The 20,270-nt window shown below is 71.9% G+C and carries 18 protein-coding genes and 3 tRNA genes; 10 read left to right on the top strand and 11 right to left on the bottom strand.

The window, feature by feature from the left end:
- Nucleotides 1–3: 3 nt before the first annotated feature.
- Entirely contained in the window at nt 4–360 is a 357-nt protein-coding gene (locus ABEA42_RS04985; RefSeq protein ID WP_345501572.1) for a hypothetical protein, read from the bottom strand.
- Nucleotides 361–466: 106 nt separating this feature from the next.
- Entirely contained in the window at nt 467–2,113 is a 1,647-nt protein-coding gene (locus ABEA42_RS04980; RefSeq protein WP_345501571.1) for an acyl-CoA dehydrogenase family protein, read from the bottom strand.
- Nucleotides 2,114–2,144: 31 nt separating this feature from the next.
- On the opposite strand from ABEA42_RS04980, the gene ABEA42_RS04975 reads away from it, so the two are divergent.
- The 4 genes from ABEA42_RS04975 (at nt 2,145) to ABEA42_RS04960 (ending at nt 3,666) form a co-directional block, all read left to right on the top strand.
- A complete protein-coding gene (locus ABEA42_RS04975; protein WP_345501570.1) occupies nt 2,145–3,359 on the top strand; it encodes a YihY/virulence factor BrkB family protein in 1,215 nt (404 codons plus the stop codon).
- A 36-nt stretch (nt 3,360–3,395) separates the two neighbouring features.
- Nucleotides 3,396–3,468: transfer RNA gene (locus ABEA42_RS04970), tRNA-Gly, on the top strand.
- A gap of 22 nt (nt 3,469–3,490) precedes the next feature.
- A tRNA-Cys gene (locus tag ABEA42_RS04965) sits at nt 3,491–3,561 on the top strand.
- Nucleotides 3,562–3,591: 30 nt separating this feature from the next.
- A tRNA-Val gene (locus ABEA42_RS04960) sits at nt 3,592–3,666 on the top strand.
- A 77-nt stretch (nt 3,667–3,743) separates the two neighbouring features.
- On the opposite strand, the gene ABEA42_RS04955 is transcribed toward ABEA42_RS04960, so the two are convergent.
- Both ABEA42_RS04955 and ABEA42_RS04950 read right to left on the bottom strand, forming a co-directional pair.
- Nucleotides 3,744–6,332, bottom strand: a complete 2,589-nt coding sequence (locus ABEA42_RS04955; protein WP_345501569.1) for a DUF4132 domain-containing protein — start codon at nt 6,330–6,332, stop codon at nt 3,744–3,746.
- A gap of 45 nt (nt 6,333–6,377) precedes the next feature.
- The gene (locus ABEA42_RS04950; RefSeq protein WP_345501567.1) at nt 6,378–6,770 is read right to left on the bottom strand and encodes a hypothetical protein; all 393 of its coding nucleotides are present in this window, start codon (nt 6,768–6,770) and stop codon (nt 6,378–6,380) included.
- 281 nt (nt 6,771–7,051) lie between these two features.
- Here ABEA42_RS04950 and ABEA42_RS04945 point away from each other — a divergent pair, with 281 nt between their 5' ends.
- The gene (locus ABEA42_RS04945; RefSeq protein WP_345501566.1) at nt 7,052–8,326 is read left to right on the top strand and encodes a hypothetical protein; all 1,275 of its coding nucleotides are present in this window, start codon (nt 7,052–7,054) and stop codon (nt 8,324–8,326) included.
- A gap of 120 nt (nt 8,327–8,446) precedes the next feature.
- Here ABEA42_RS04945 and ABEA42_RS04940 read toward each other — a convergent pair whose 3' ends face one another.
- From ABEA42_RS04940 to rocD, 6 genes are all read right to left on the bottom strand, one after another.
- A complete protein-coding gene (locus ABEA42_RS04940; protein ID WP_345501565.1) occupies nt 8,447–8,875 on the bottom strand; it encodes a PNPOx family protein in 429 nt (142 codons plus the stop codon).
- A 127-nt stretch (nt 8,876–9,002) separates the two neighbouring features.
- A complete protein-coding gene (locus ABEA42_RS04935) occupies nt 9,003–10,421 on the bottom strand; it encodes a glycoside hydrolase family 3 N-terminal domain-containing protein (protein ID WP_345501564.1) in 1,419 nt (472 codons plus the stop codon).
- Nucleotides 10,422–10,469: 48 nt separating this feature from the next.
- Entirely contained in the window at nt 10,470–11,630 is a 1,161-nt protein-coding gene (locus ABEA42_RS04930) for an ABC transporter permease (protein ID WP_345501563.1), read from the bottom strand.
- Complete coding sequence (locus tag ABEA42_RS04925) at nt 11,627–12,796, bottom strand: ABC transporter permease (RefSeq protein WP_345501561.1); 1,170 nt, start codon at nt 12,794–12,796, stop codon at nt 11,627–11,629. The genes ABEA42_RS04930 and ABEA42_RS04925 overlap by 4 nt, the downstream gene beginning before the upstream one ends.
- Before the next feature lies 1 nt (nt 12,797).
- Nucleotides 12,798–13,778: an ABC transporter ATP-binding protein gene (locus ABEA42_RS04920; protein ID WP_345501560.1), complete on the bottom strand. Its 981-nt coding sequence runs from the start codon at nt 13,776–13,778 to the stop codon at nt 12,798–12,800.
- 313 nt (nt 13,779–14,091) lie between these two features.
- Complete coding sequence (rocD, locus tag ABEA42_RS04915) at nt 14,092–15,348, bottom strand: ornithine--oxo-acid transaminase (protein ID WP_425571983.1); 1,257 nt, start codon at nt 15,346–15,348, stop codon at nt 14,092–14,094.
- 167 nt (nt 15,349–15,515) lie between these two features.
- Here rocD and ABEA42_RS04910 point away from each other — a divergent pair, with 167 nt between their 5' ends.
- From ABEA42_RS04910 to ABEA42_RS04890, 5 genes are all read left to right on the top strand, one after another.
- On the top strand, nt 15,516–16,898 hold the full coding sequence (locus ABEA42_RS04910; RefSeq protein ID WP_345501559.1) for a cyclic 2,3-diphosphoglycerate synthase: 1,383 nt from the start codon (nt 15,516–15,518) through the stop codon (nt 16,896–16,898).
- 5 nt (nt 16,899–16,903) lie between these two features.
- Nucleotides 16,904–17,716: a polyphosphate kinase 2 gene (ppk2, locus tag ABEA42_RS04905; protein ID WP_345501557.1), complete on the top strand. Its 813-nt coding sequence runs from the start codon at nt 16,904–16,906 to the stop codon at nt 17,714–17,716.
- A gap of 24 nt (nt 17,717–17,740) precedes the next feature.
- Nucleotides 17,741–18,163, top strand: a complete 423-nt coding sequence (locus ABEA42_RS04900) for a DUF302 domain-containing protein (RefSeq protein WP_345501555.1) — start codon at nt 17,741–17,743, stop codon at nt 18,161–18,163.
- Between the two features lie 26 nt (nt 18,164–18,189).
- On the top strand, nt 18,190–18,456 hold the full coding sequence (locus ABEA42_RS04895) for a metal-sensitive transcriptional regulator (RefSeq protein WP_345501554.1): 267 nt from the start codon (nt 18,190–18,192) through the stop codon (nt 18,454–18,456).
- A gap of 137 nt (nt 18,457–18,593) precedes the next feature.
- Complete coding sequence (locus tag ABEA42_RS04890) at nt 18,594–19,469, top strand: hypothetical protein (RefSeq protein ID WP_345501552.1); 876 nt, start codon at nt 18,594–18,596, stop codon at nt 19,467–19,469.
- Between the two features lie 80 nt (nt 19,470–19,549).
- Here the strand turns inward: ABEA42_RS04890 and ABEA42_RS04885 are convergent, their stop codons facing one another.
- Nucleotides 19,550–20,230, bottom strand: coding sequence for an FHA domain-containing protein (locus tag ABEA42_RS04885; protein WP_345501551.1), 681 nt, complete (start codon nt 20,228–20,230; stop codon nt 19,550–19,552).
- Nucleotides 20,231–20,270: the final 40 nt, after the last annotated feature.

Here is a 20,270-nt window from a genome sequence, read left to right as displayed (position 1 = left end):
GCGTCAGGGCTTGAGCCCGGGCGGCGGCTCCGCGAGGTAGCCGACGCCCCAGAGCAGCACCCAGGCGGCCAACGCGCAGACGGCCAGCAGCACGATGCCACCAGCCGCCATGGCCGCACCCGAGGGACGCTGGACGGGCGCGTGCCACACCTCGGCCTGCGGACGCGGGGCCGGGGCGCCCACGATGGCTCCGACGCACATGGCGAGCACGATGATCGGCAGACCCATGTAGAGGAGGGGGTCGGTGACGTCCCGGTAGGTCAGGCCACGCATCGCCGCGGGCAGGAGGATGAGCAGGGCGGCGAGCACCGCGCCCATGAAGAGACCGATCGCGGCTCCCCGTCCTGGTTGACCTCTCATGCGGCGAGTATCGGGTCGCCGCAGCCGGGTGTCGATCGTCCGTTCGTCGCATTGCGGCGGGCCGTCGCGGCTGCATCGTCCGGGCCCCGTCGCCGGCCGGGTGGCGTCAGGCGGAGAAGGCCCGGTCGACGAGGGCGGCCGCGCTGGTGGCGCTGAGACCGGCGTCGAGCGTGCCGAACGTGGCACCGTGGTCGCCTCCCAGCCGGCTCGCCACGAAGGCGTCGGAGACCACCGCCGGGGCGTACCGCGCGAGCAGGGAGGCCTGCAGGGTCACTGCCAGCCGCTCCACCAGTCGCCGGGCCCCGGCCTGGGCGAGCGGGTCCGCCGCACCCGCGATCACGGCAGGCAGCCGGTCGATGGCGGCGTCGAGGGTGGCGCCGTGCCCGCGCGCGAGCCGCACCTCGGTGAGGTACGCCTCGACCGAGGCCGGCTCGCGGCCCACGGCACGCAGGACGTCGAGGGCGTTGACGTTGCCGGACCCCTCCCAGATCGAGTTGAGCGGCGCCTCTCGGTACAGCCGCGCCAGCCCGTTCTCCTCGACGTACCCGTTGCCGCCCAGGCACTCCAGCGCCTCCGCGACCATGACGGGGGTCCGCTTGCAGACCCAGTACTTGCCCAGTGCCACCCCGAGGCGTGAGAAGGCGGTGTCGCCCTCGTCGACGGCATGGGCCAGCCGCAGGCCCAGCGTGGTGGCCGCCTCGGACTCCAGCGCGAGGTCGGCGAGGACGTTCTGCATCAGGGGCTGGTCGACGAGCAGCGCCCCGAAGGCGGAGCGGTGCCTGGCGTGGTGGACCGCCCGCAGCAGGGCGGCCCGCATCGTCGAGGTCGAGCCCAGGACGCAGTCGAGCCTGGTGGCGGCGACCATGTCGAGGATGGTGCGGATGCCGCGACCCTCGTCGCCGACGCGGACGCCCCAGGTGCCGTCGAGCTCGACCTCCGAAGAGGCGTTGGAGCGGTTGCCGAGCTTGTCCTTGAGGCGTTGCAGCGCAAAGGGGTTGCGCGTGCCGTCGTCGAGCACGCGGGGTACCAGGAAGCACCCGACCCCCGCCTCGGTCTGGGCGAGCACGAGGAACGCATCGCTCATCGGCGCCGAGCAGAACCACTTGTGGCCGGTCAGGCGGTAGGTGTCGCCGCCCTCGAGCGGGCCGCCGGGCGACGCGACGGCGCGGGTGGTGTTGGCCCGCACGTCGGAGCCGCCCTGCTTCTCCGTCATGCCCATGCCCGCGATCGCGCCCGCCTTGCCGGCGGCGGGTCGCAGGCCGAAGTCGTACGTGCGGGACGCCAGGCGGGGGACCCACGCCGCCGCGAGGGCAGGGTTGGCCGCGAGGGCCGGCGCGGCGGCATACGTCATCGAGACGGGGCACAGGTGGCCCTGCTCGACCTCGGACCAGCTGGTGAAGCCGGCCGCGCGTCGCACGTGGGCCCCTGAGCCCTCGGGGCGGGTCCACGGCTCGGCGGTCAGGCCACCGCCCACCGCCACCTCCATCAGCGAGTGCCACGCCGGGTGGTAGTCGACCTCGTCGAGGCGCTCACCGGTGGGGGAGTGGGTGCGCAGGACCGGCTCGTGGGTGTTCGCCTGCTCCGCCCACTCGCGTGCCCGGGCGGAGCCGGAGAGCGCCCCGAGCCGTTCGACCTCCGCGTACCCGGCGTCGTCGCCCCAGCGGTCCAGCGCCTCGCAGAGCGCGGGGTTGCTGGTCAGCGCGTTGTAGTCCGGCAGTGGTGGCACCTGGTTGGTGACGGCGTGGGTGGGCACGGGGGCAGAGTATGCGGGATACCGTGGGCTGGTGAGTCTCAAGTCGCGGGTCCGTCGCGAGCTGGTGCGCATCCCCGGCGCCATGCCCGTCGCCCGGATGACCGTCGAGACGATCCGGGTCTGCCTGCGCTACCGCGTCACGGGCCTGGCCTCCGAGGCCGGCTTCTTCATGCTCCTGTCGCTGCCACCGCTGGTGCTGGGGCTGTTCGGCGGCGTGGGCTACCTCGGCAAGTGGCTCGGGCAGGACACCGTCACCACGATCATCGAGGGGATCCAGACCTGGGCCGGCAGGTTCCTCACGCCCGGCCTGATCCAGGGCACGCTGCTCCCGACGGTGCAGGACGTGTTCAAGGACGGCCGGTTCGACCTCATCTCCGTCGGCTTCCTGCTCTCGGTGTGGTCGGGTTCACGCGCCCTCAACGTGTTCGTCGACACGATCTCGATCATGTACGGGCAGTCGGGCGTCCGGGGGATCGTGCGGACCCGCGCGCTCTCGCTGACCCTGTACTTCCTCTCTTTGGTCGTCGGGGTGGTCGTCATCCCGCTCGTCGTCATCGGCCCGACGTGGCTGAAGGACCTGCTCCCCAAGGAGATCGAGCTCCTGGCGTGGCTGTACTGGCCGGTGGTGACGATCCTGGCCGTGGCGAGCATCGCGACGCTGTTCCACATCTCGACCCCGCGCCGTACGCCGTGGGCGCGCGACGTGCCGGGTGCGGTGCTGACGCTCGTGCTGTGGTCGCTGTCGTCCTACGTGCTGCGCGGGACCATCGCCGCGTCGCTCAAGGGCGGGACGTCGATCTACGGCCCGCTCTCCGCCCCGATCGTGCTGTTGATCTTCCTCTACGCCCTGGCCATCGCCGTGCTCATCGGCGCGGCCCTCAACGCCGCGATCAGGGCCCTGTGGCCGGTCGAGGAGCGGCTCTCGTTGCGCGCCCGGGCCGTCGAGTGGGTCAAGGCGAGGCTGGCGGCCCGCCGGGAGCACCGTGCGGGCGCGAAGCCGTCCCGTGAGGTCTCGTGGGACGGCGCGGTCCAGGACGGCCGCGCGGCCACCGAGGCCAATGCGCTGGCAGGCACGGGACCCGACGCCGTGGCAGGCACCGGGCCGGACGCCTTGGCAGGCACGTTCGAGGGGCTCAAGGAGGAGGCTCGCAAGCCTCTGACCCCGGTCCCGGAGGGCTCCGAAGACACCCAATTTGGAGAGGACGCGGGTGATCGGATAAGTTTCCTTCGCACGCGCAGCGGGTAGCAACACCAGCCCGTTCGTCACCAACGCGCGTGTAATGCGGATGTAGCTCAGTTGGTAGAGCGCAACCTTGCCAAGGTTGAGGTCGCCGGTTCGAGCCCGGTCATCCGCTCGGAGGGTTTGACCGCCTTCACGGTGGAGTGGCCGAGAGGCGAGGCAGCGGCCTGCAAAGCCGCGTACACGGGTTCAAATCCCGTCTCCACCTCGACACGTACGAACCCGAAGCACCACCCTCGGGCGATTGGCGCAGTGGTAGCGCGCTTCCTTGACACGGAAGAGGTCACTGGTTCAAACCCAGTATCGCCCACCAGCACGACGAAGCCCCTGACCAGCGGAGACGCGGGTCAGGGGCTTCGTCGTGCTGGTGGAGCGAACACCGACGCGAGGTCAGGTGAGGCCGTTGCGCAGCTGGTGGGTGATGGACGGGTCGGTGATGGCCGTGTCCTCTGCGAGCAGGAACGCCTTGGACAGGATGACCGACAGCTTGCCGCCGCCCTCCTCGAAGGGCAGGAACACCTTCGGGTCCTTGCCGCCCCGCGCCGGGACGATGCACAGGTAGGTGTCCGCCGGCGACATCAGGATGTTCGTCGACCCCAGGTGGATGCGGTAGTCGCGCAGGTGGCCGTGGACCCGCAGGAAGTTCTTCTCGAGCTCGACCCTGCCGGCCAAGGTGGTGCGCGGCAGGAGTCGCTCGAGGGCCTCGCGCCGCATCTGGGCCGACTCGGTCAGGTCACCGAAGCTGGCCTGGTGCCAGTAGTCGCGGTGGTTGGCGGTGCCACGGTCGTTCCACGTGGGGTCGGACGAGATCGAGGTGACGCCCACGAACAGGTCGACGTCGCGCATCGCCTCGGAGAACACCAGTGGGGGCACGTCGCGCAGGTGCTGCGGTGTCCACCGGCCGTTGGCGAGCCGTTCGAACCGGACCTGGTCGGTGGCGGCCAGCGACACCCGTTCGTACCCGTCCTCGTCGCGCTCGACCAGGGAGTAGTCGAACCCGGCCCGCCAGCCCTCCTCTCCGAGCTCCTTGGTCGCCGTGGCCTCGTAGCCGCCGTCCCAGTACCCCAGGTGCTGGCCGGCCCAGCCGCGTCCGCGGATGAGGGCACCGGCCTGGGGGTAGCGCAGGATGTGGGCGGCGAACCGGTTGGAGTAGGTGTCGGTGACCTCCTCGGCCGGCGTGAGCAGGTAGATCTCCCGGAACGCCTGCTTGAACGGTTGCCGGACCCCGGTGTCGGTCAGGTGCGCCCGCCAGCCCTTGATGTCGTCCAGCGGCTGGCGGATCGGGTGCCACAGGCGCACCTTGTCGGTGTCGCCGACCGGGTGCACGGTCCCGTCGTGGCTGACCAGTCCCCAGGTGTCGTCGACCGGGGTGGGCAGCCCGCTGAACCACTGGTCGGCGTTGCCCGTCGGGGCCACCTGCCAGATGAGGGTCCGGGCGTACAGGCCGACGACGGGGTGCGCTGGGTAGTAGCCGGCCCACTCGTCGCCGGACCAGGTGCGCTGCACCGCGAGGAGCTCCTCGAGGCGTTGGCGTTGGGTCGCCGCCACCTTCTTCACCTGGGCCGTGGTGGCCTTGAGGCCGGCCACCACGTCGCCGTGCTGCGCCCTCACGGCTGCAGGGACCGTCTTGACCGTCTTGCCGTCCGGGGTGCGCCACGTGGTGACGAGCTTGGCGCCGGCAGGTCCGTGTTCGAGCGCCAGCACGGCGGAGTGCTCGCCAGCGGGGACCTGGCCGGTGCCGTCCGCGGACAGCTCGAAGGTGGGGACGGCGCGTTCGAGGAGCTGGCCCTGGGTGAGTCCGGCCGCTGCTGCGACCCCGTCGAGGGCCTTGCCGATGCTCGTGCGCAGGGACTTGTTCGCGACCTTGTCCAACACACCTGACAGGGCGGCGACCACCGGTGTGGCCAGGTGCGGCTGCGTGGTGGCGATGCGTTCGAGGACTGCGACGGCCGAGGAGGTGACCTGGGGGCAGCGGGCCTGGCCGCCGGACCCGCCGAACCCGGTGCCGCACCGGGTCGCTGCGCGCCCCAGGGTGGCCACGTCCGCGTCGGTGGCGTCGTCGCGGGCCAGGACCCACGCGGCTCCGCGGACGACGGCGGCGCTCTGGCCGGAGATGAACCCGATCGCGGTGTAGGTGTGGGTGCCTTGCCGGCGCTGGTACGGCGCCTCGCGGTGCACGGCGACGAGGTCGAGGACGGAGACGCACACGTCGACGGACCCGGGGTGGGCGCCACGCAGCTCTGCCGCCACGGTCAGCCACTTCTTCGTGGGGGTGACGGCGTTGCCGTACGCGGTCAGGTGCCGCAGCGTCGCGGCGACCGTGGCGCGGTCGTGGTGCTCGGCCAGGTGGGTCAGGGCGGCCGGCCCGAACGTGTCGTCGGCCAGCGCCCCGGCCGGCAGCTCCTCCGCGGCGACAGGGTCGGCCTGGTCGAGGAGGGCCTGGGCGCGAGCGACCAGCTTGGGGGCGTCGGCGGTGTCCCCGTCCGCACGGGCGGACGCGATCATCTTCTCCAGCGCGGGGGCGAGCAACGGCAGGTCGCTCTCGGGGAGCCTGGACGCGGCCGTGAGGGCCACCGAAGCGCTCGTGAGGCGGAAATAGGTCAGCAGCCCGTCGGGGCGGGCGGTCGCGTTCAGCATCCAGGCGACCTCGTCCGCGGTCCACGGCAGCTTCCGGGCCCGCAGGACGCGGAGGACCTCGAACTCGGGGTCGGCGGAGCTCGATCTCGGGGCGCCGCTGACGTGGGCGATGGATCGACCCACCGCGGCCTGCTGCTGGGCGGCAGTGCCCGCCCGCAACGTCTCGGCGAGCGCCTTGAAGAGGGTCTGGCGGGTCCTGTAGTCGTCGTGCCGGGCAGGTGCCAGCGCGTGGTCGACCCAGGCTGCGTGCTCCGCAGCGCGGGCGCCCATGGACGTGGGCGCCTCCAGCCGTTCCATCCTGGCCCGTTCACGGTCGGCCACGACCTCCGGCTGGGTGGGCACAACGCCCCTCATGGCGGCCCTGGCCTTGTCGAGCAGGGACATGCCTCAGCCGCCCGCGAGTGGGGTCAGCCTGACGAACGCGATGTGCGGGTCGCCGGCCAGGTCGACGACCTCGTCCAGGTCGAGGACCTGCCGGTCACCGACGAGGATGAAGAACCCGTTGCGGCTGAACGCGTCCACGGCGACGTCCGCCTGCGCTTCCCAGTCGAGGGTGCGGACCTTGCGGAGCTCGTAGCCGTTGGCTGCCTGCTCGGCGTCGGTGGGGCGGACCAGGCCGCGGAACGTCGTGGAGGGGTTCGCGTTGTGCCGGGCGACCTCTTCCCGCACGCGCAACCGGACCAGCTCACGGACGGTGATCGTCGGCGGCCCGTAACTGATGGTCAGCTCGTCGACGGTCCGGCCGGACGCGGTCTCGTCGTGGATGGTCAGTGTGCTCATGCGTCCCCCCGCAGGTCTGCGTGTTGCGCCTGGTGGGCCGCGTGCCGTGGCGTCACCGTCGCTACCGTGCCCAGAGGGTAGCCGCCGGCGGCGACAGACGGGTCGACTTCGTGGTGGAACGGAGGACCTTCGGCAATGTCGGGCCGGCGACCCCGGTCGTAGCGTGAAGGTGTCGGGGGACGGACCAGCTCCGGAGACACCGGGGTGGGCACGCCGGCCGGTGTTGCGTGACGCCGGCCCGCGCAGGGGACGCGTCGTCGTCCCCGAAGGAGGAAACTCCCATGCGTAAAGTCCTGACACTCTTGTCGGCCGCCCTGGTCGGACTGAGTGGCCTCTTCATGGCACCTGCCATGGCGACGGCCGACTCGGCCCCGAGCGCAGCGCCGACGATCGGATACGCCGTGGGCGACGCCATGCTCGGCACCGGGGGGTCGGCACAGCACCTGACCTTCTCGATGGTCGACAGGAGCAGCGGTGACCGTGGCACGGTGTCGTACACCAACGCCTCGGCGGGGGTCGCCTACGACGCCGGCGTGATGGCCGTCGTGGCCACCAACAGCGAGGCGCGGTTCGCCTACACGATCCCGTCCACGGCTCCCACCTCGGTGAGCGGCCTGATCATCGTCTGGCAGGTCCGGAACAGCTCGCCCGACACCGCGGGCTTCTCGGTCGCGGCGACGGCCGGCCAAGCCCTGACCATGGTGGGCAGCGGCTTCACGCCGTCCAACAGCTACACCGTGAGCAGCGGTGGGCTGGACACCGCCATGACCAGCAGCACCGGCCTGCGTGGCTACGCCTTCGGCAACGCCGCGTTCGGCACGACTCCTCGTCAGCACCTGGCGTTCGCGGTGCTCGACTACGGCCCGACCATGGACACCGGGGTCGCGTTCTACGCCAACCTCGACAGCTCGCTCGTCTACCAGGCGGCGACTCCTGTCGTGCGCGTCGCGTACTCGCAGGCTCGGTTCGCCTACACCATCCCGGCAGGCTTCCCCGGGCTGAGTGGACTGCCCCTGGCCTGGAAGGTCGTCAACGGCGTCCCTGACGCCGCCGGCTTCTCGGTCGCGACATCGGCCGCGTCGGCCGCCTCGATGGTGAACGTGGGCTTCACCCCCACGTACGGCTACCGGCTCACCGGAGGGGACCTCACCGTCGTGCAGCTCTACCTGCTGCTCGGCCACGCCACTGGTGGCGTGTGGTTCGGCTCTGTCGGCGCCAGCCAGCAGATGACCTTCCAGGTCTTCGACTACGCGTGGACCGCCGACCGCGGCACCGTGGCGTACCGGAACCTGAGCGCGAACGTCGCGTACGTGGCGACGGTCCTCCGCGTGAGGGTCGCTCCGTCCGTGGCCTACTTCGACTACGTCATCCCGACCGGCTCGCTCAAGGGCACCGTCGTGGTCTGGCGGGTCGTGGATGTCCGCAACGGGTACGACAGGGTCGGGTTCTCGGTCGCGTCGTCGCTCTCGGCCGCGCACTGGATGGTGGCCCACGGCTTCACGCCGACGAACCAGTACACCGTGACCCACGGCAACCTGACGGTCCACATGCCATAGACCCCAGGGCTGACTGGCTCACCACGCTGCCCGTCCCGGCTCGACCGGGGCGGGCAGCTCACGTGTGGGTGCTGCAAGCGCCCAACGCACCTGCGTGCGTGCGCCGTCAGGCCTCGGGGATCAGCCCCCGCTCGCGGCCCATCCGGTGACCGCGACGATGCGGCAGACCAGGACCCGGTGGAAGGGCTTGTCGGCGTACTGCGGGACCGTGTCGGCGAGCCGGTCGGCGAGGTCGTCGGTCACCGAGGAGGACGGGTCGGGCACGTGCTCCAGCTGTGCCCGCACCCACCACAGCCTCGACCAGTCCTCGGTCTCCCAGTGCTCGACGAGCAGGGACCCGCGGGGGTCTGCGGCGAGGTTGTCCTCGCGCTGCAGCCGCTGGGACGACTTGGGCTTGACCCGGTCGACCGGCACGCCGACGTACCCGTCGCCACTCACGGCGTACACCACGGGCACCGGGTCGGGGCCACGCTCGGGGTGCAGGGTGCAGAGCACTCCGTGGACGTGCTCGCCCAGGCGGGACCGTGCCGTCTGCTCGTCCAACCTCATGGCGGTGCTCCCCGGGTCGTGCCATCGGTGGTCGCCGCAAGCATGGCGCGATCCGGCACACCGGGGGAGGGCTCGGATGAGCCGTTGTGCTCCACGACCCGAGGGCGGACACTGCCCCGGAGACGGGTCACAGCTGGGTGTTGAGGTAGGCCTGGAGGTCGTTGACCGTCCGCGAGTTCCACGTGGTGGCACCGTCCCTCGTGATCCCGAGGTAGGACTGGAGCGCGGCCATCGACGCGGGGCCCCACAGGCCGTCGGCGGTGGTGCCGACCCTGGCCTGCAGGGCCCGGATGGTGGTCGAGCCGAGGGACCCCGTCGCGGACAGCCCAAGCCACCGCTGCAGCGCCGCGACGGTCAGCGTCCCGAGGGCGCCGTCGGTGGCCAGTCGCGGCGCGAGCAGCCCGTACGTGGCCTTGGCCAGCAGCACCCGGTACGCGGCCGCGTCCACCTTGGCCCGGAACACCGGGTCGGCCGTCGCCCTGGCGTTCACGGCCACGGCCATGGCCGGCAGCACCGAGGGGTTGACGGTGAGCACGACGTCGCCCCCCGCGGAGATGAAGTCGACTGCTCGAGCGCCGGGTGACCAGGCCGCGACCTGCCTGGCGTTGCCGAGGTCGTCGCTCATGACGACGCCGTGGAAGCCGAGGTCGCCGCGGATCATCCCCGTGACCACGGTGGGGGAGAAGGCAGCCGGGTGGGCGGCATCGATGCGGGCATAGGTGGCGAGGGAGACCATGACCACCGGCGCGCCCGCGGCGATGGCGGCACGGAAGGGCGCGAGGTCGGCGGCGGTGCGGGTCGTGACGGTGTCGGTGACGCCGGCAGTCGTGTCCGTGTTGGCCAGCACGTGGCCCAGGCCCGGGAAGTGCTTGGCCGTCACGGCCAGGCCGGCGCTGCGCTCGCCACGCACGACGTCGCTGCCCTTGACGGCGACCACTGCGGGGGTGTGGCCGTACTCGCGGTACCAGTGGCCGATGGGCGCGTTGGCGGTGCCCAGGGTGGCGGGCACGGTGTCCATGACGGGCGCGAGGTTGAGGTTCACGCCGGCACGGGTCAGCTGCTGTGCCCACGATGCCGCGGACGCGGTGAGCGTGCCGTCGCTCCACGTGCCCTGGATGAGCGCCGTCGGGATGCGAGTGAACCCGTTGCCCTGCAACACCTGTACGGCGCCTCCCTCCTGGTCGGTCGCGATGAGCAGGGGCACGCCTGCGGTGGCCGTGGACGTGGTGCGGCGGTCGGCACTTGCCGCCAGGTAGCGGACCGGAGCGGGCCCTCCGTAGCTGCGCCCCGTCAGGATGAGGTTGCCCACGTGGTAGGTGGAGACGGCATAGGCAGCGGCCGTCGACAGCCCGGTGGCAGGCGTCCCGACCATGAACAGCTGCCCGACCCGCTGGGCCTGGCTCATGCGGGCGTATGCCGCCTGGGCCAGGCTCGCGGGCGTCGTGGAGGCTCCGGCCGGTCCGGTGCCCGTCGTCACGACGGTGCCCAGCGTCGTGGCCAGCGCGACGACGAGGGAGGCGACCCGGGGCGGTGTCCGACGTTCCATACCTCGAGGACGAGTGGGGCGGGTCCGGGGTTGGGCCATGACCGGGCCTCAGCTCGTGAGCGAGCGGTGGAAGCGGAAGCTCGCAAGGCCCACGAGCACGACGGCGAAGGTGGCGAGGACGCCCAGCTGCGGCGCGATGCTCGCCAGGTCGCCGCCGCGGGAGATGAGGGTGGTCCACGCATCGACCGCCCAGGCCTGGGGCGCGAGGTGTCCGATGGTGCGCATCGTGGGGGAGACGATGGCCAGCGGCCACATGCAGCCGCCGAGCATGCCCAGGCCGATCCCCAGGGCGGGCCCGATGGCGCTGGCCTGCTCGGGGGTGCGGAAGAGGGTGCCGCTGAGCATGCCGGCGCCCATCCCGACCAGCGCCCAGAGACCCACCAGCACGAACGCACCCCCCGGGCTGCCCCAGCTCACGCCGAACAGGCCGATCCCCACCCCGACGATCAGCGCCGACTGCAGGAGTGCGAGCAGCAGGTAGGCGCACCCCTCGCCAAGGACGACGTCGACCGCCCGCACGGGGGCCGCCATGATCCGGTCGTAGAGCCTCAGCCCCCGGGTCTGGATCATCGCCGCACCACCGGCCAGCGCGTTGACGAACACGAACAGCACCAGCATGGTGGGCGCGCTGTAGCCGAAGCCCGTGGGCAGGATGTCGCTGGCCCCGTTGACCACGTCCGTGCTGACCGTGATCGTCGGCATACCGGTCTGGATCCGGCGAGCGAGAGCGAGGGTGGAGGACACGTCGCGCCCCGAGTGGGCGGCCGCGAACGCAGCAGCCTGATACTGCGTGGCGTGGTGGCCGATGACGGCGCCCACGGCGGTGTCCGCGGCCTGCCGGTTCCCGGCGGCAGAGGTGTCGATGGTCGTGAGGCCGGCCGTGCGGCCTGCGAGGAGCAGGTCCCCGTAGTGGGCAGGGACGACGACGGCCACGTCCTGCTCGCCGCGGCGCACCTCGGTCCGGGCGGCGTCGACGTCGGGGAGGTGGACCAGCGTGACCCCCTTCGCCGTGTCGAGCTCGTGCACCAGCTCGGCAGCCACCGGGCCGTGGTCGAGGTCCACCACCGCGACGCGGACGCTGCTGCGGCCCCCGACGGTCACGCCGATGACCAGGATGACCAGGACGGGGAGCAGCACGACGAAGAACATCGAGGTGCGGTCGCGCACCATACGGCGAAGGGACACGCTCGCGATGGCCAGCGCGTTCATCGTCGTACCGCACGTCGCGAGCCGAGTGCCGCGAGGACGCCGACGACCGCTGTGAAGGACAGGATGGCGACGACCGGCTCGACGACCGCCGGCCCTGCTGCTGCACCGGTCGACAGGTCCGTGAAGGCCCGCAGGGCCCAGCCGTTGGGTGTGACGAGGGCCAGCGTGCGCACGACCTCGGGGGCGCTCGCGAGGACGACGAAGTTGCCGCCGAGCAGCACGAGTCCGAAGGTGACGATCGAGGCCAGCCCGTCGGCCTGTCGCTCGGTCCGCGCGAGCGTCGTCACGGCCGCGGTGAGGGCGACGAGGGTGAGGGCCAGGCAGGTGACGATGGTCGCCACCGCCCACGGGGGACCCCAGTACGCGTGGAAGGCGACGGTCGTGACGACGTACATGGTCGTCAGGCTGGCCACGCCGTACGCGAAGGTGGCCAGCGACTTCCCGGCCAGCACCGACCACGCCGGCACCGGTGCGGCGAGGATGCGGTCGAGCGTCCCGCCGCGTCGTTCCAGGAAGAAGCCCCGGGCCCCGAACCCGATCGCGAAGAACATGAAGAAGATGCCCATGGCCGGCCCGTAGTAGCCGATCGCCGTGACCGCCCTGCGGCCCGACAGCGCGTGCACGGTCGACACGGGCAGCCGCAGGCGGCCGGACGCGGCGGCCAGCGCGGGCGCCGAGCTCGACGGCGCCCCAGCGGCCAGGGCCGTCGCGACACTCAGCCTGTCGGCGTCGAGCTGGGCGGTGAACGAGTGCGTCAGGGCCTCCGCCAGCTGTGCGTCGATGGAGTGGTCGACGCTCGCGAGGACCGTCACCGGTGTGGGACGACCTCCGTGGGCCGCGGCCGTGAAGGTGGAGGGCACGATGATCGCCGCGCCCGCCGTGCCGGCGTCCACTTCGCTCCGGGCGCGCGCCACGCTCGACACGGTCCGCACCGTGAGGACCTCGCTGACCTGCGGGTCGTGCAGCATCTGGACGAAGGCTGTCGACACCTCACCGTGGTCCTGGTCCACGAGGTCGAGGGTGGTGTGGAAGGAGTCGGTCCCCTGGAAGGCGAAGCTCATGAGCGCCGCGATCACCAGCGGGGCGACGAAACCGAGCACCAGCGCCGACCGGTCCCGCAGCCGCTGGCGCAGGTCCTTGCGCGCGATGAGCAGCGCGGTGCGCACGTCACTCCCTCAGGGCCGAGCCGGTCAGGTGCAGGAAGACGGCCTCGAGGTCGGGTTCGACGACCCGTGCGCTCCTCACCACCGCCTGGTTGGCCTCGGCGAGCTCGAACAGCCTCGGCAGCACCCGCCGGCCCTGGCCGGTCAGCACGTGGACGAGACCGCCGCTGGCAGAGGCGCTCTCGACGTCCGGGAGGGTGGTGCACGCCCGGGCGAACCGCTCGACGTCGCCGGTCGTCTCCAGCTCGACCCGGTCGCGCTCGCTGACGAGGTCCACGAGCTCGCGGTGGGTGCCCTCGGCGACCATCCGGCCGTGGTCGATGATGCCGACCCGGTCGCAGAGACGTTCGGCCTCCTCCATGTAGTGCGTCGTGTACAGCACCGCCGTCCCTGTCCGCCCGAGGTTCCGGACCGACTCGAGGATCGCGTGCCGGCTCTGGGGGTCGACCCCGACGGTGGGCTCGTCGAGGACGAGCAGGAGTGGCTCGTGGACGAGACCGGCCCCGATGTTGAGGCGGCGCTGCATCCCTCCGGAGAAGGAGTCCACCCGGTCCTCGGCACGGTCGCGGAGGTCGACCACCTCGAGCACCGCGTCGACCCTGGCGTCGAGGGCGCGACCGCCGAGCCCGTAGAGACGCCCGAAGAACCGGAGGTTCTCCCGCGCGGACAGGTCCGGGTAGAGCGCGATGTCCTGCGGCACGTAGCCGATCAGCGCGCGACCGTCTCGCGTCCGCCCGCCGATGGGCCGCCCTGCGACGGTGACGTCGCCGGCGTCGCTGGTGAGCAGCCCACAGACCATCCTGATCGTCGTGGTCTTGCCGGCCCCGTTCGGGCCGAGCAGGCCGTAGGTCTCCGAGGGCCGGACCTCCAGGCTGACGTCGTCGACGGCGACGCGGTCCCCGAACCGACGTGTCAGGTGGTGGCACGCGAGCACGGGAGTCGCGGTCCTCGGCGACGCCGCGACACCCGAGGCGGCGAGGCTCATGCCCCCGCCCCACGTGGAGCCGGAACCCGAGCCGTGTCCGCTCGCCGACACGCCTCGGCCGACTTGGCGACCACCGCGTTCGTTCGCGAGGAGTCCGCCCGGGACCGACCGCGCACAGCCCCCGTGTCGTCGTGGATCGTCGTGGTCACGGCTGCCCATCTCCTCGGCCAGGTGTGGAAGGAAACCCCTCAGGCCACCGTCGACCAGGCGGCTGGGCGCTCGGCAGAGCACAAGGTCCCGCGGGGCCCGGCGGACACTCCGGACGTGCTGGACGGACAGGGCGGACGCGGGGTGGAGGCCCTTCGCCCGGCCCCTAGCGCCGGAGGACCTTGCCGAGGGCCCCGAGCAGGATCTGGACCTCGGCCTCACCGACGACGAGCGGTGGTGCGAGCCGCACGGTCGAGCCGTGGGTGTCCTTGACCAGGACGCCCTCCACCAGGAGCCGGTGCGAGGCCTCGCGTCCGGTCATGAGCCGGGGGTCGATGTCGATGCCGGCCCAGAGGCCGCGGCAGCGTACGGCGTCCACGCCGTGGCCGAGGAGCTCGCGCAGGCCGGAGTCCAGCACGGCGCCCAGGGTGCGTGCCCGTTCCTGGTACTCGCCCGTGGCGAGGAGCTCGACCACGGCCTGCCCGACGGCAGCAGCGAGTGGGTTGCCGCCGAACGTCGAGCCGTGGCTCCCGGGCGTGAACACCCCCAGCACGTCACGGTCCGCGACCACCGCGGACAGCGGGACGATCCCGCCACCGAGGGCCTTGCCGAGCACGTAGACGTCCGGCACGACACCCTCGAGGTCGCAGGCGAAGGTCGACCCCGTCCGCCCCAGCCCCGACTGGATCTCGTCGGCGACCATGAGGACGTTGCGGCGCCGCGTCAGCTCGCGCACGTCACGCAGCCAGCCCTCCGGGGGGATGATGACGCCGCCCTCACCCTGGACGGGCTCGAGCAGGACGGCCACGGTCTCGTCGGTGATCGCCGCCTCGAGCGCGGCGATGTCACCGAACGGCACGAGGTCGAACCCGGGCGTGTAGGGGCCGTAGTGCTCCCGCGCCAGCGGGTCGTCGGAGAAGCTGATGATCGTGGTGGTGCGCCCGTGGAAGTTGCCGGCCATGGCGATGATGCGCGCTCGTCCGTCCGGGACGCCCTTGACCTCGTAACCCCAGCGGCGCGCGGTCTTGATCGCCGTCTCCACGGCCTCGGCACCGGTGTTCATCGGCAGCACGAGGTCCTTGCCCGTGAGGGTGGCGAGCTCGTGGGAGAAGGGGCCGAGCCGGTCGCTGTGGAAGGCGCGGCTGGTCAGGGTGAGCCGCTCGAGCTGGGCCCGCGCCGCGGCGATGAGCGTGGGGTGCAGGTGCCCGAAGTTGAGGGCCGAGTAGCCGGCGAGCGCGTCGAGGTAGCGACGTCCCTCGACGTCGGTGACCCAGGCGCCCTCGGCGTGCGCGATCACCACCGGGAGGGGGCTGTAGTTGCCGGCCAGCCAGTCCCGGGCCATCGAGATGTGGTGAAGCGTGGGGGAGAGGTCGGGCGCGACGGAGGGGCGTTCGGGCCCGGGGCGTGCAGCGGTTTCGCTCACCCTTGGATCGTCCCACCGCACCGGCGGACAGGGCACCCCCTCACGGGAACCGTCATTGGCCTGCCGCGCGCCTGCTGCCGATGGGACACTCGGGGTGGCGGGCGCGTGCCCCAGGCCACCTGCAACGGGTGCGCCGGCCACGTCCGTGACCCCGCCAGGGAGACGCCATGACGCGCAGCACGAACCCCCGCACCCGGGTCGTCATCCTGGGAGCCGCAGGACGGGACTTCCACGACTTCAACACCGTCTTCCGGGACGACCCGGCCCACGAGGTCGTGGCCTTCACCGCGACGCAGATCCCCGACATCGACGGTCGGCGCTACCCGCCCGAGCTCGCGGGTTCCCTCTACCCGCAAGGGATCCCGATCGTGGCCGAGTCCGAGCTGGACGAGCTGCTGGGGCACGGCGACATCGACGTGGTGGTCTTCGCCTACTCCGACGTGCGGCACGAGCGCGTCATGCACCTGGCCTCCCGGTGCATCGCGGCGGGGGCGGACTTCCGGCTGCACGGCGCCCGCCACACCATGGTGCGCTGCACGAAGCCGGTGGTCGCCGTCACGGCGGTCCGCACCGGCGTGGGCAAGAGCCAGACGACCCGCTACCTCGCGCGGGTGCTGCGTGACCAGGGCCTGCGGGTCGTGGCGGTGCGACACCCCATGCCGTACGGCGACCTCGCCGCCCAGGCGTGCCAGCGGTTCGCCTCGTACGCAGACCTCGACCGGTACGACTGCACCATCGAGGAGCGTGAGGAGTACGAGCCGCACATCGACGCCGGCGGCGTCGTGTACGCCGGCGTCGACTACGAGCGCATCCTGCGGGAGGCCGAGCAGGAGGCGGACGTCGTCCTGTGGGACGGCGGCAACAACGACCTGCCGTTCTACGTGCCGGACCTGCACCTCGTCCTCGCGGACCCGCTGCGCCCCGGGGACGAAACGGCGTACCACCCCGGTGAGGCGAATGTCCGGATGGCCGACGTCGTCGTCGTCGCGAAGTGCGACTCGGCCCGGGCCGAGGACATCGCCGCCGTCGAGTCGTCGGTGCGCTCCCTCAACCCCCGCGCCAGCGTGCTGCGCGCGGACAGCCCGGTGACGGTGGACGACACCGATGCCGTCCACGGGCGGAGGGTGCTGGTCGTGGAGGACGGACCCACGCTCACCCACGGCTCGATGTCGTACGGCGCGGGCGTGGTCGGTGCCCGGGCGGCAGGAGCAGCCGACATCGTCGACCCGGCGCCGTACGCCGTGGGCTCCATCGCCGAGACCTACGCGAGGTACCCGAACTCACGCGGGATCCTCCCCGCCATGGGGTACGGCGCGGCGCAGGTGCGCGACCTCGAGGCCACGATCGCGGCTGCCGTCGAGGCGGGCGCCTGCGAGGCCGTGGTGAGCGGCACGCCCATCGACCTGACCCGGGTGCTCTCGGTGCCGGTCCCGTTGGTGCGCGCGCGATACGAGCTGCGCGAACAGGTGCCCGGCGGGCTGGAGTCGGCCCTGCGGACCGCGCTGGCCGGCTTTGGAGCCGAACCGGCCGCCGCCGCAGGGAAGGCCTGACCGGCATGGCCAAGGACCCGGGTTCGGTCAGCTCGCTGGGCGCGAAGATCTACGACGCCGAGCTGTTCCGGCTGCAGGCCGAGCTGGTCAAGGTGCAGGAGTGGGTCAAGGCGGAGGGCCAGCGGGTGGTCGTGGTCTTCGAGGGCCGTGACGCCGCAGGCAAGGGCGGCACGATCAAGCGGATCACCGAGTACCTCAGCCCGCGCAACGTGCGCATCGCCGCGCTGCCGACTCCCACCGAGCGCGAGCGGACCCAGTGGTACTTCCAGCGCTACGTCGAGCACCTGCCGGCGGCGGGGGAGATCACCCTGTTCGACCGCTCCTGGTACAACCGCGCCGGGGTGGAGCGGGTCATGGGTTTCTGCACGCCGTACGAGTACCGCCGGTTCCTGCACCAGTGCCCGATCTTCGAGCGGCTGCTCGTGGAGGACGGCATCCTGCTGCGCAAGTACTGGTTCTCGGTCAGCGACTCCGAGCAGCAGCGCCGGTTCACCTCGAGGCTGCGCGACCCGATGCGCCAGTGGAAGCTCTCGACCATGGACCTCGAGTCGATCACCCGCTGGGAGGACTACTCGCGCGCCAAGGACGAGATGATGGTGCACACCGACATCCCGGAGGCGCCGTGGTACGTGGTGGAGTCGGACTCCAAGAAGCGGGCCCGGCTCAACATGATGGCCCACCTGCTGTCGACGATCCCGTACACCGAGGTGCCGTCCACGGTCCTGCGGATGCCCGACCGCCCCGAGCCGAAGGGGTACGAGCGGCCGCCGCGGGAGCAGACGACGTACGTCCCCGACCACGCCGCCACCCTCGGCTGAGCGGTCCGTAGTACCCTGGGGGGTATGCAGGCCGCATCGACCGAGGAGCACGACATGGGCTACGCACTGACCGTCACCGTCGAACGGCCCTTCGTCCCGACCCTCGAGGCCGTTCGGGCGGCACTGGGGGAGCAGGGGTTCGGCGTCCTGACGGAGATCGATCTCGCCGCGACCCTCAAGGCGAAGATCGGTGCCGACATCCCGCCGCAGGTCATCCTGGGTGCCTGTCGTCCCCCACTCGCGCACGCGGCGCTCTTGGCAGAGCCGTCGATCGGCCTGCTGTTGCCGTGCAACGTCGTGGTTCGAGCCGTGGACGACACCACCACGCTGGTCGAGGCCATGGACCCCGAGGTCATGGTCGCCCTCACCCGAAACGACGGCCTGGTCGAGGTCGCGCAGGACGCCGGCCGACGGTTGTCCGCCGCGCTTGCCTCGCTCACGGCCTGACCCCACCCCCGGACAAGGAGCCCTCCATGGTCACGCTCGACCCCGACGACATGACACCCGTCATCAACCGCCTGCGCCGGGCGCAGGGCCAGATCGGCGGGGTCATCCGCCTGATCGAGGAGGGCCGTGACTGCAAGGAGGTCGTCACCCAGCTCGCCGCGGTCAACCGCGCGCTGGACCGCGCCGGGTTCGCCGTCGTCTCCTCCGGCATGCGGCAGTGCCTCGCGTCGCCGGAAGGCATGGACGCCGAGGACCTGGCGGCGATGGAGAAGCTCTTCCTCACCCTCGCCTGAGCTGCTGCCCGGGACGGTCCGGAGCCCGCGGACCGAGGACCTCCGACCCTGCACCGCACCCCTGTGCCGTACCTAGGTTGGCCCCCACAGGACCGCGCCGCCGCACGGGCGCACGGACCACTGGAGGGGTGAGGGCGATGGCGACCGTGAGCAGCCCGCGACCGACCGTGGTGCCCGGGGCGCGCCGGGCCGGGCTGGGAGGGTGGCCTGCGACGCTCGTCCATGCGGCTGCCGGCCTGGCGCTGGTCGGTGCGGCGCTGGGGCTGGTGCTCGAGGGTGTCTACACCGGTCCGCGCTCCACGGCCGAGATCCTGCGTGGCGACGACCTCGTCACGGCGCTGGTCGTCGTCCCCGCTCTCGTGGTGGCCACCGGGCGTGCGCGGCGCGGCTCGACACCGGCGCACGCGGTGGTGGCGGGACTGCTCGCGGACCTCGTCTACACCTATGCCTTCTACGTCTTCGGCACCGGCTTCAACGACCTCTTCCTGCTGCACGTGGCGACCTTCTCGACCAGCCTCGCGGCGCTCCTGCTCGTTGTCGTGGGACTCGACGTCGATGCGCTCCGCGAGCGGTTGCGCCCTTGGCGACACGCGCGGGCGGTCGCCGTGGCGCTGGGCGTCCTCGCGGTCTCGCTCGGTGGCATGTGGGTCGCCGGAGCGGTCGCCAACGCCGTCGACGGGACGGTGCCCGTGGGCAGCCGCCTCGTCGAGGAGCCGTCGGTCATCCACCTCGCCCTGGTGCTCGACCTGGGGGTGCAGGTGCCGTTGTACGCCGCGGCCTCCGTGCTCGTGTGGCGGCACACCGGGTGGGGGTGCGTGCTGGCGGTCGTGGCGCTGGTCTCCGGCGTCCCCGAGCAGCTGAGCTATCTCGTCGGGATGCCGATGCAGGTGGCCGCAGGCGTCCCGGGGGCGGTGTCGTCCGACGCGTTGGAACCGGTGATCCTCGCGTTCTACGTCGTCGGGCTGGTGCTGCTGGTCCTCGGGAGCGGACGCGTCAACCGGCCGACCGGTTGACCGGGTGACCGGGTGACCGGGTGACGCAGGCTCACGTGGTCATGCCGCACGGCTCACACGGTCATGCCGGACGGGGCCGTCTAGAGGTCGCGCTGGGTGACCAGGCCCAGGGCGAAGGCGCGCTCGACGAGCTTGGCCCGCTTCTGGTTCTGGGGGAGGTCCTCGATGTGGAACTTCTGGAAGAGCGTGCGCAGCTGGGTCTTGACGGCATCGACACTGAGGAACAGCTCGCCGGCGATCTCCAGGTTCGACGCCGGCGTGGCATAGGCGCTCTGGTTGCGGTAGGGCCGGCACAGCGCCGTCAGGATGCTGCGCTGGGTGGGGGACAGGGATGCCGTCGTGAGCACCTCGGCCTGCACGGAGGTGAGCTGCGAGGTCCCTGCACGCACGTCCCGGAAACTGAACGACGTGTCGCCCAGCACCAGGGTGTCCCCGTCGTGCAGACGTCGCCTGCCGCTCACGCGTTCGCCGTTGAGGAAGGTGCCGTTGCGCGAGAGGCCGTCGTCCACCACCGCCCAGTGGAGACCCACGCGCACCAGCTCGGCGTGCACCCGGGACACGCTCTCGTCCCAGCGGATCCGCAGGTCGCACCCGGAGTCCCGGCCGATGGTGACGGAGGCCAGTGGCTCCAGCGAGAGGACCTGCAGGGAGCCCTCGGCGTCGCGGTAGAACACCGCACAGCCGTTGGCCCACCCCGCGTCGGCGGCTCTCGGGGCCGGGACGGCAGCGGCGTCGTCCCCTTCGCCTGACCCACCCGTCATGTGGCACCTCCCGCCCCCACGGTAGACCGAGGGGGCGGGG

It is taken from the genome of Pedococcus ginsenosidimutans (assembly GCF_039544395.1).
Classification (GTDB): Bacteria; Actinomycetota; Actinomycetes; order Actinomycetales; family Dermatophilaceae; genus Pedococcus; species Pedococcus ginsenosidimutans.
The sequence above is the reverse complement of the archived record's forward strand: the minus strand, read 5'-3'. Positions and strand labels throughout refer to the sequence as shown.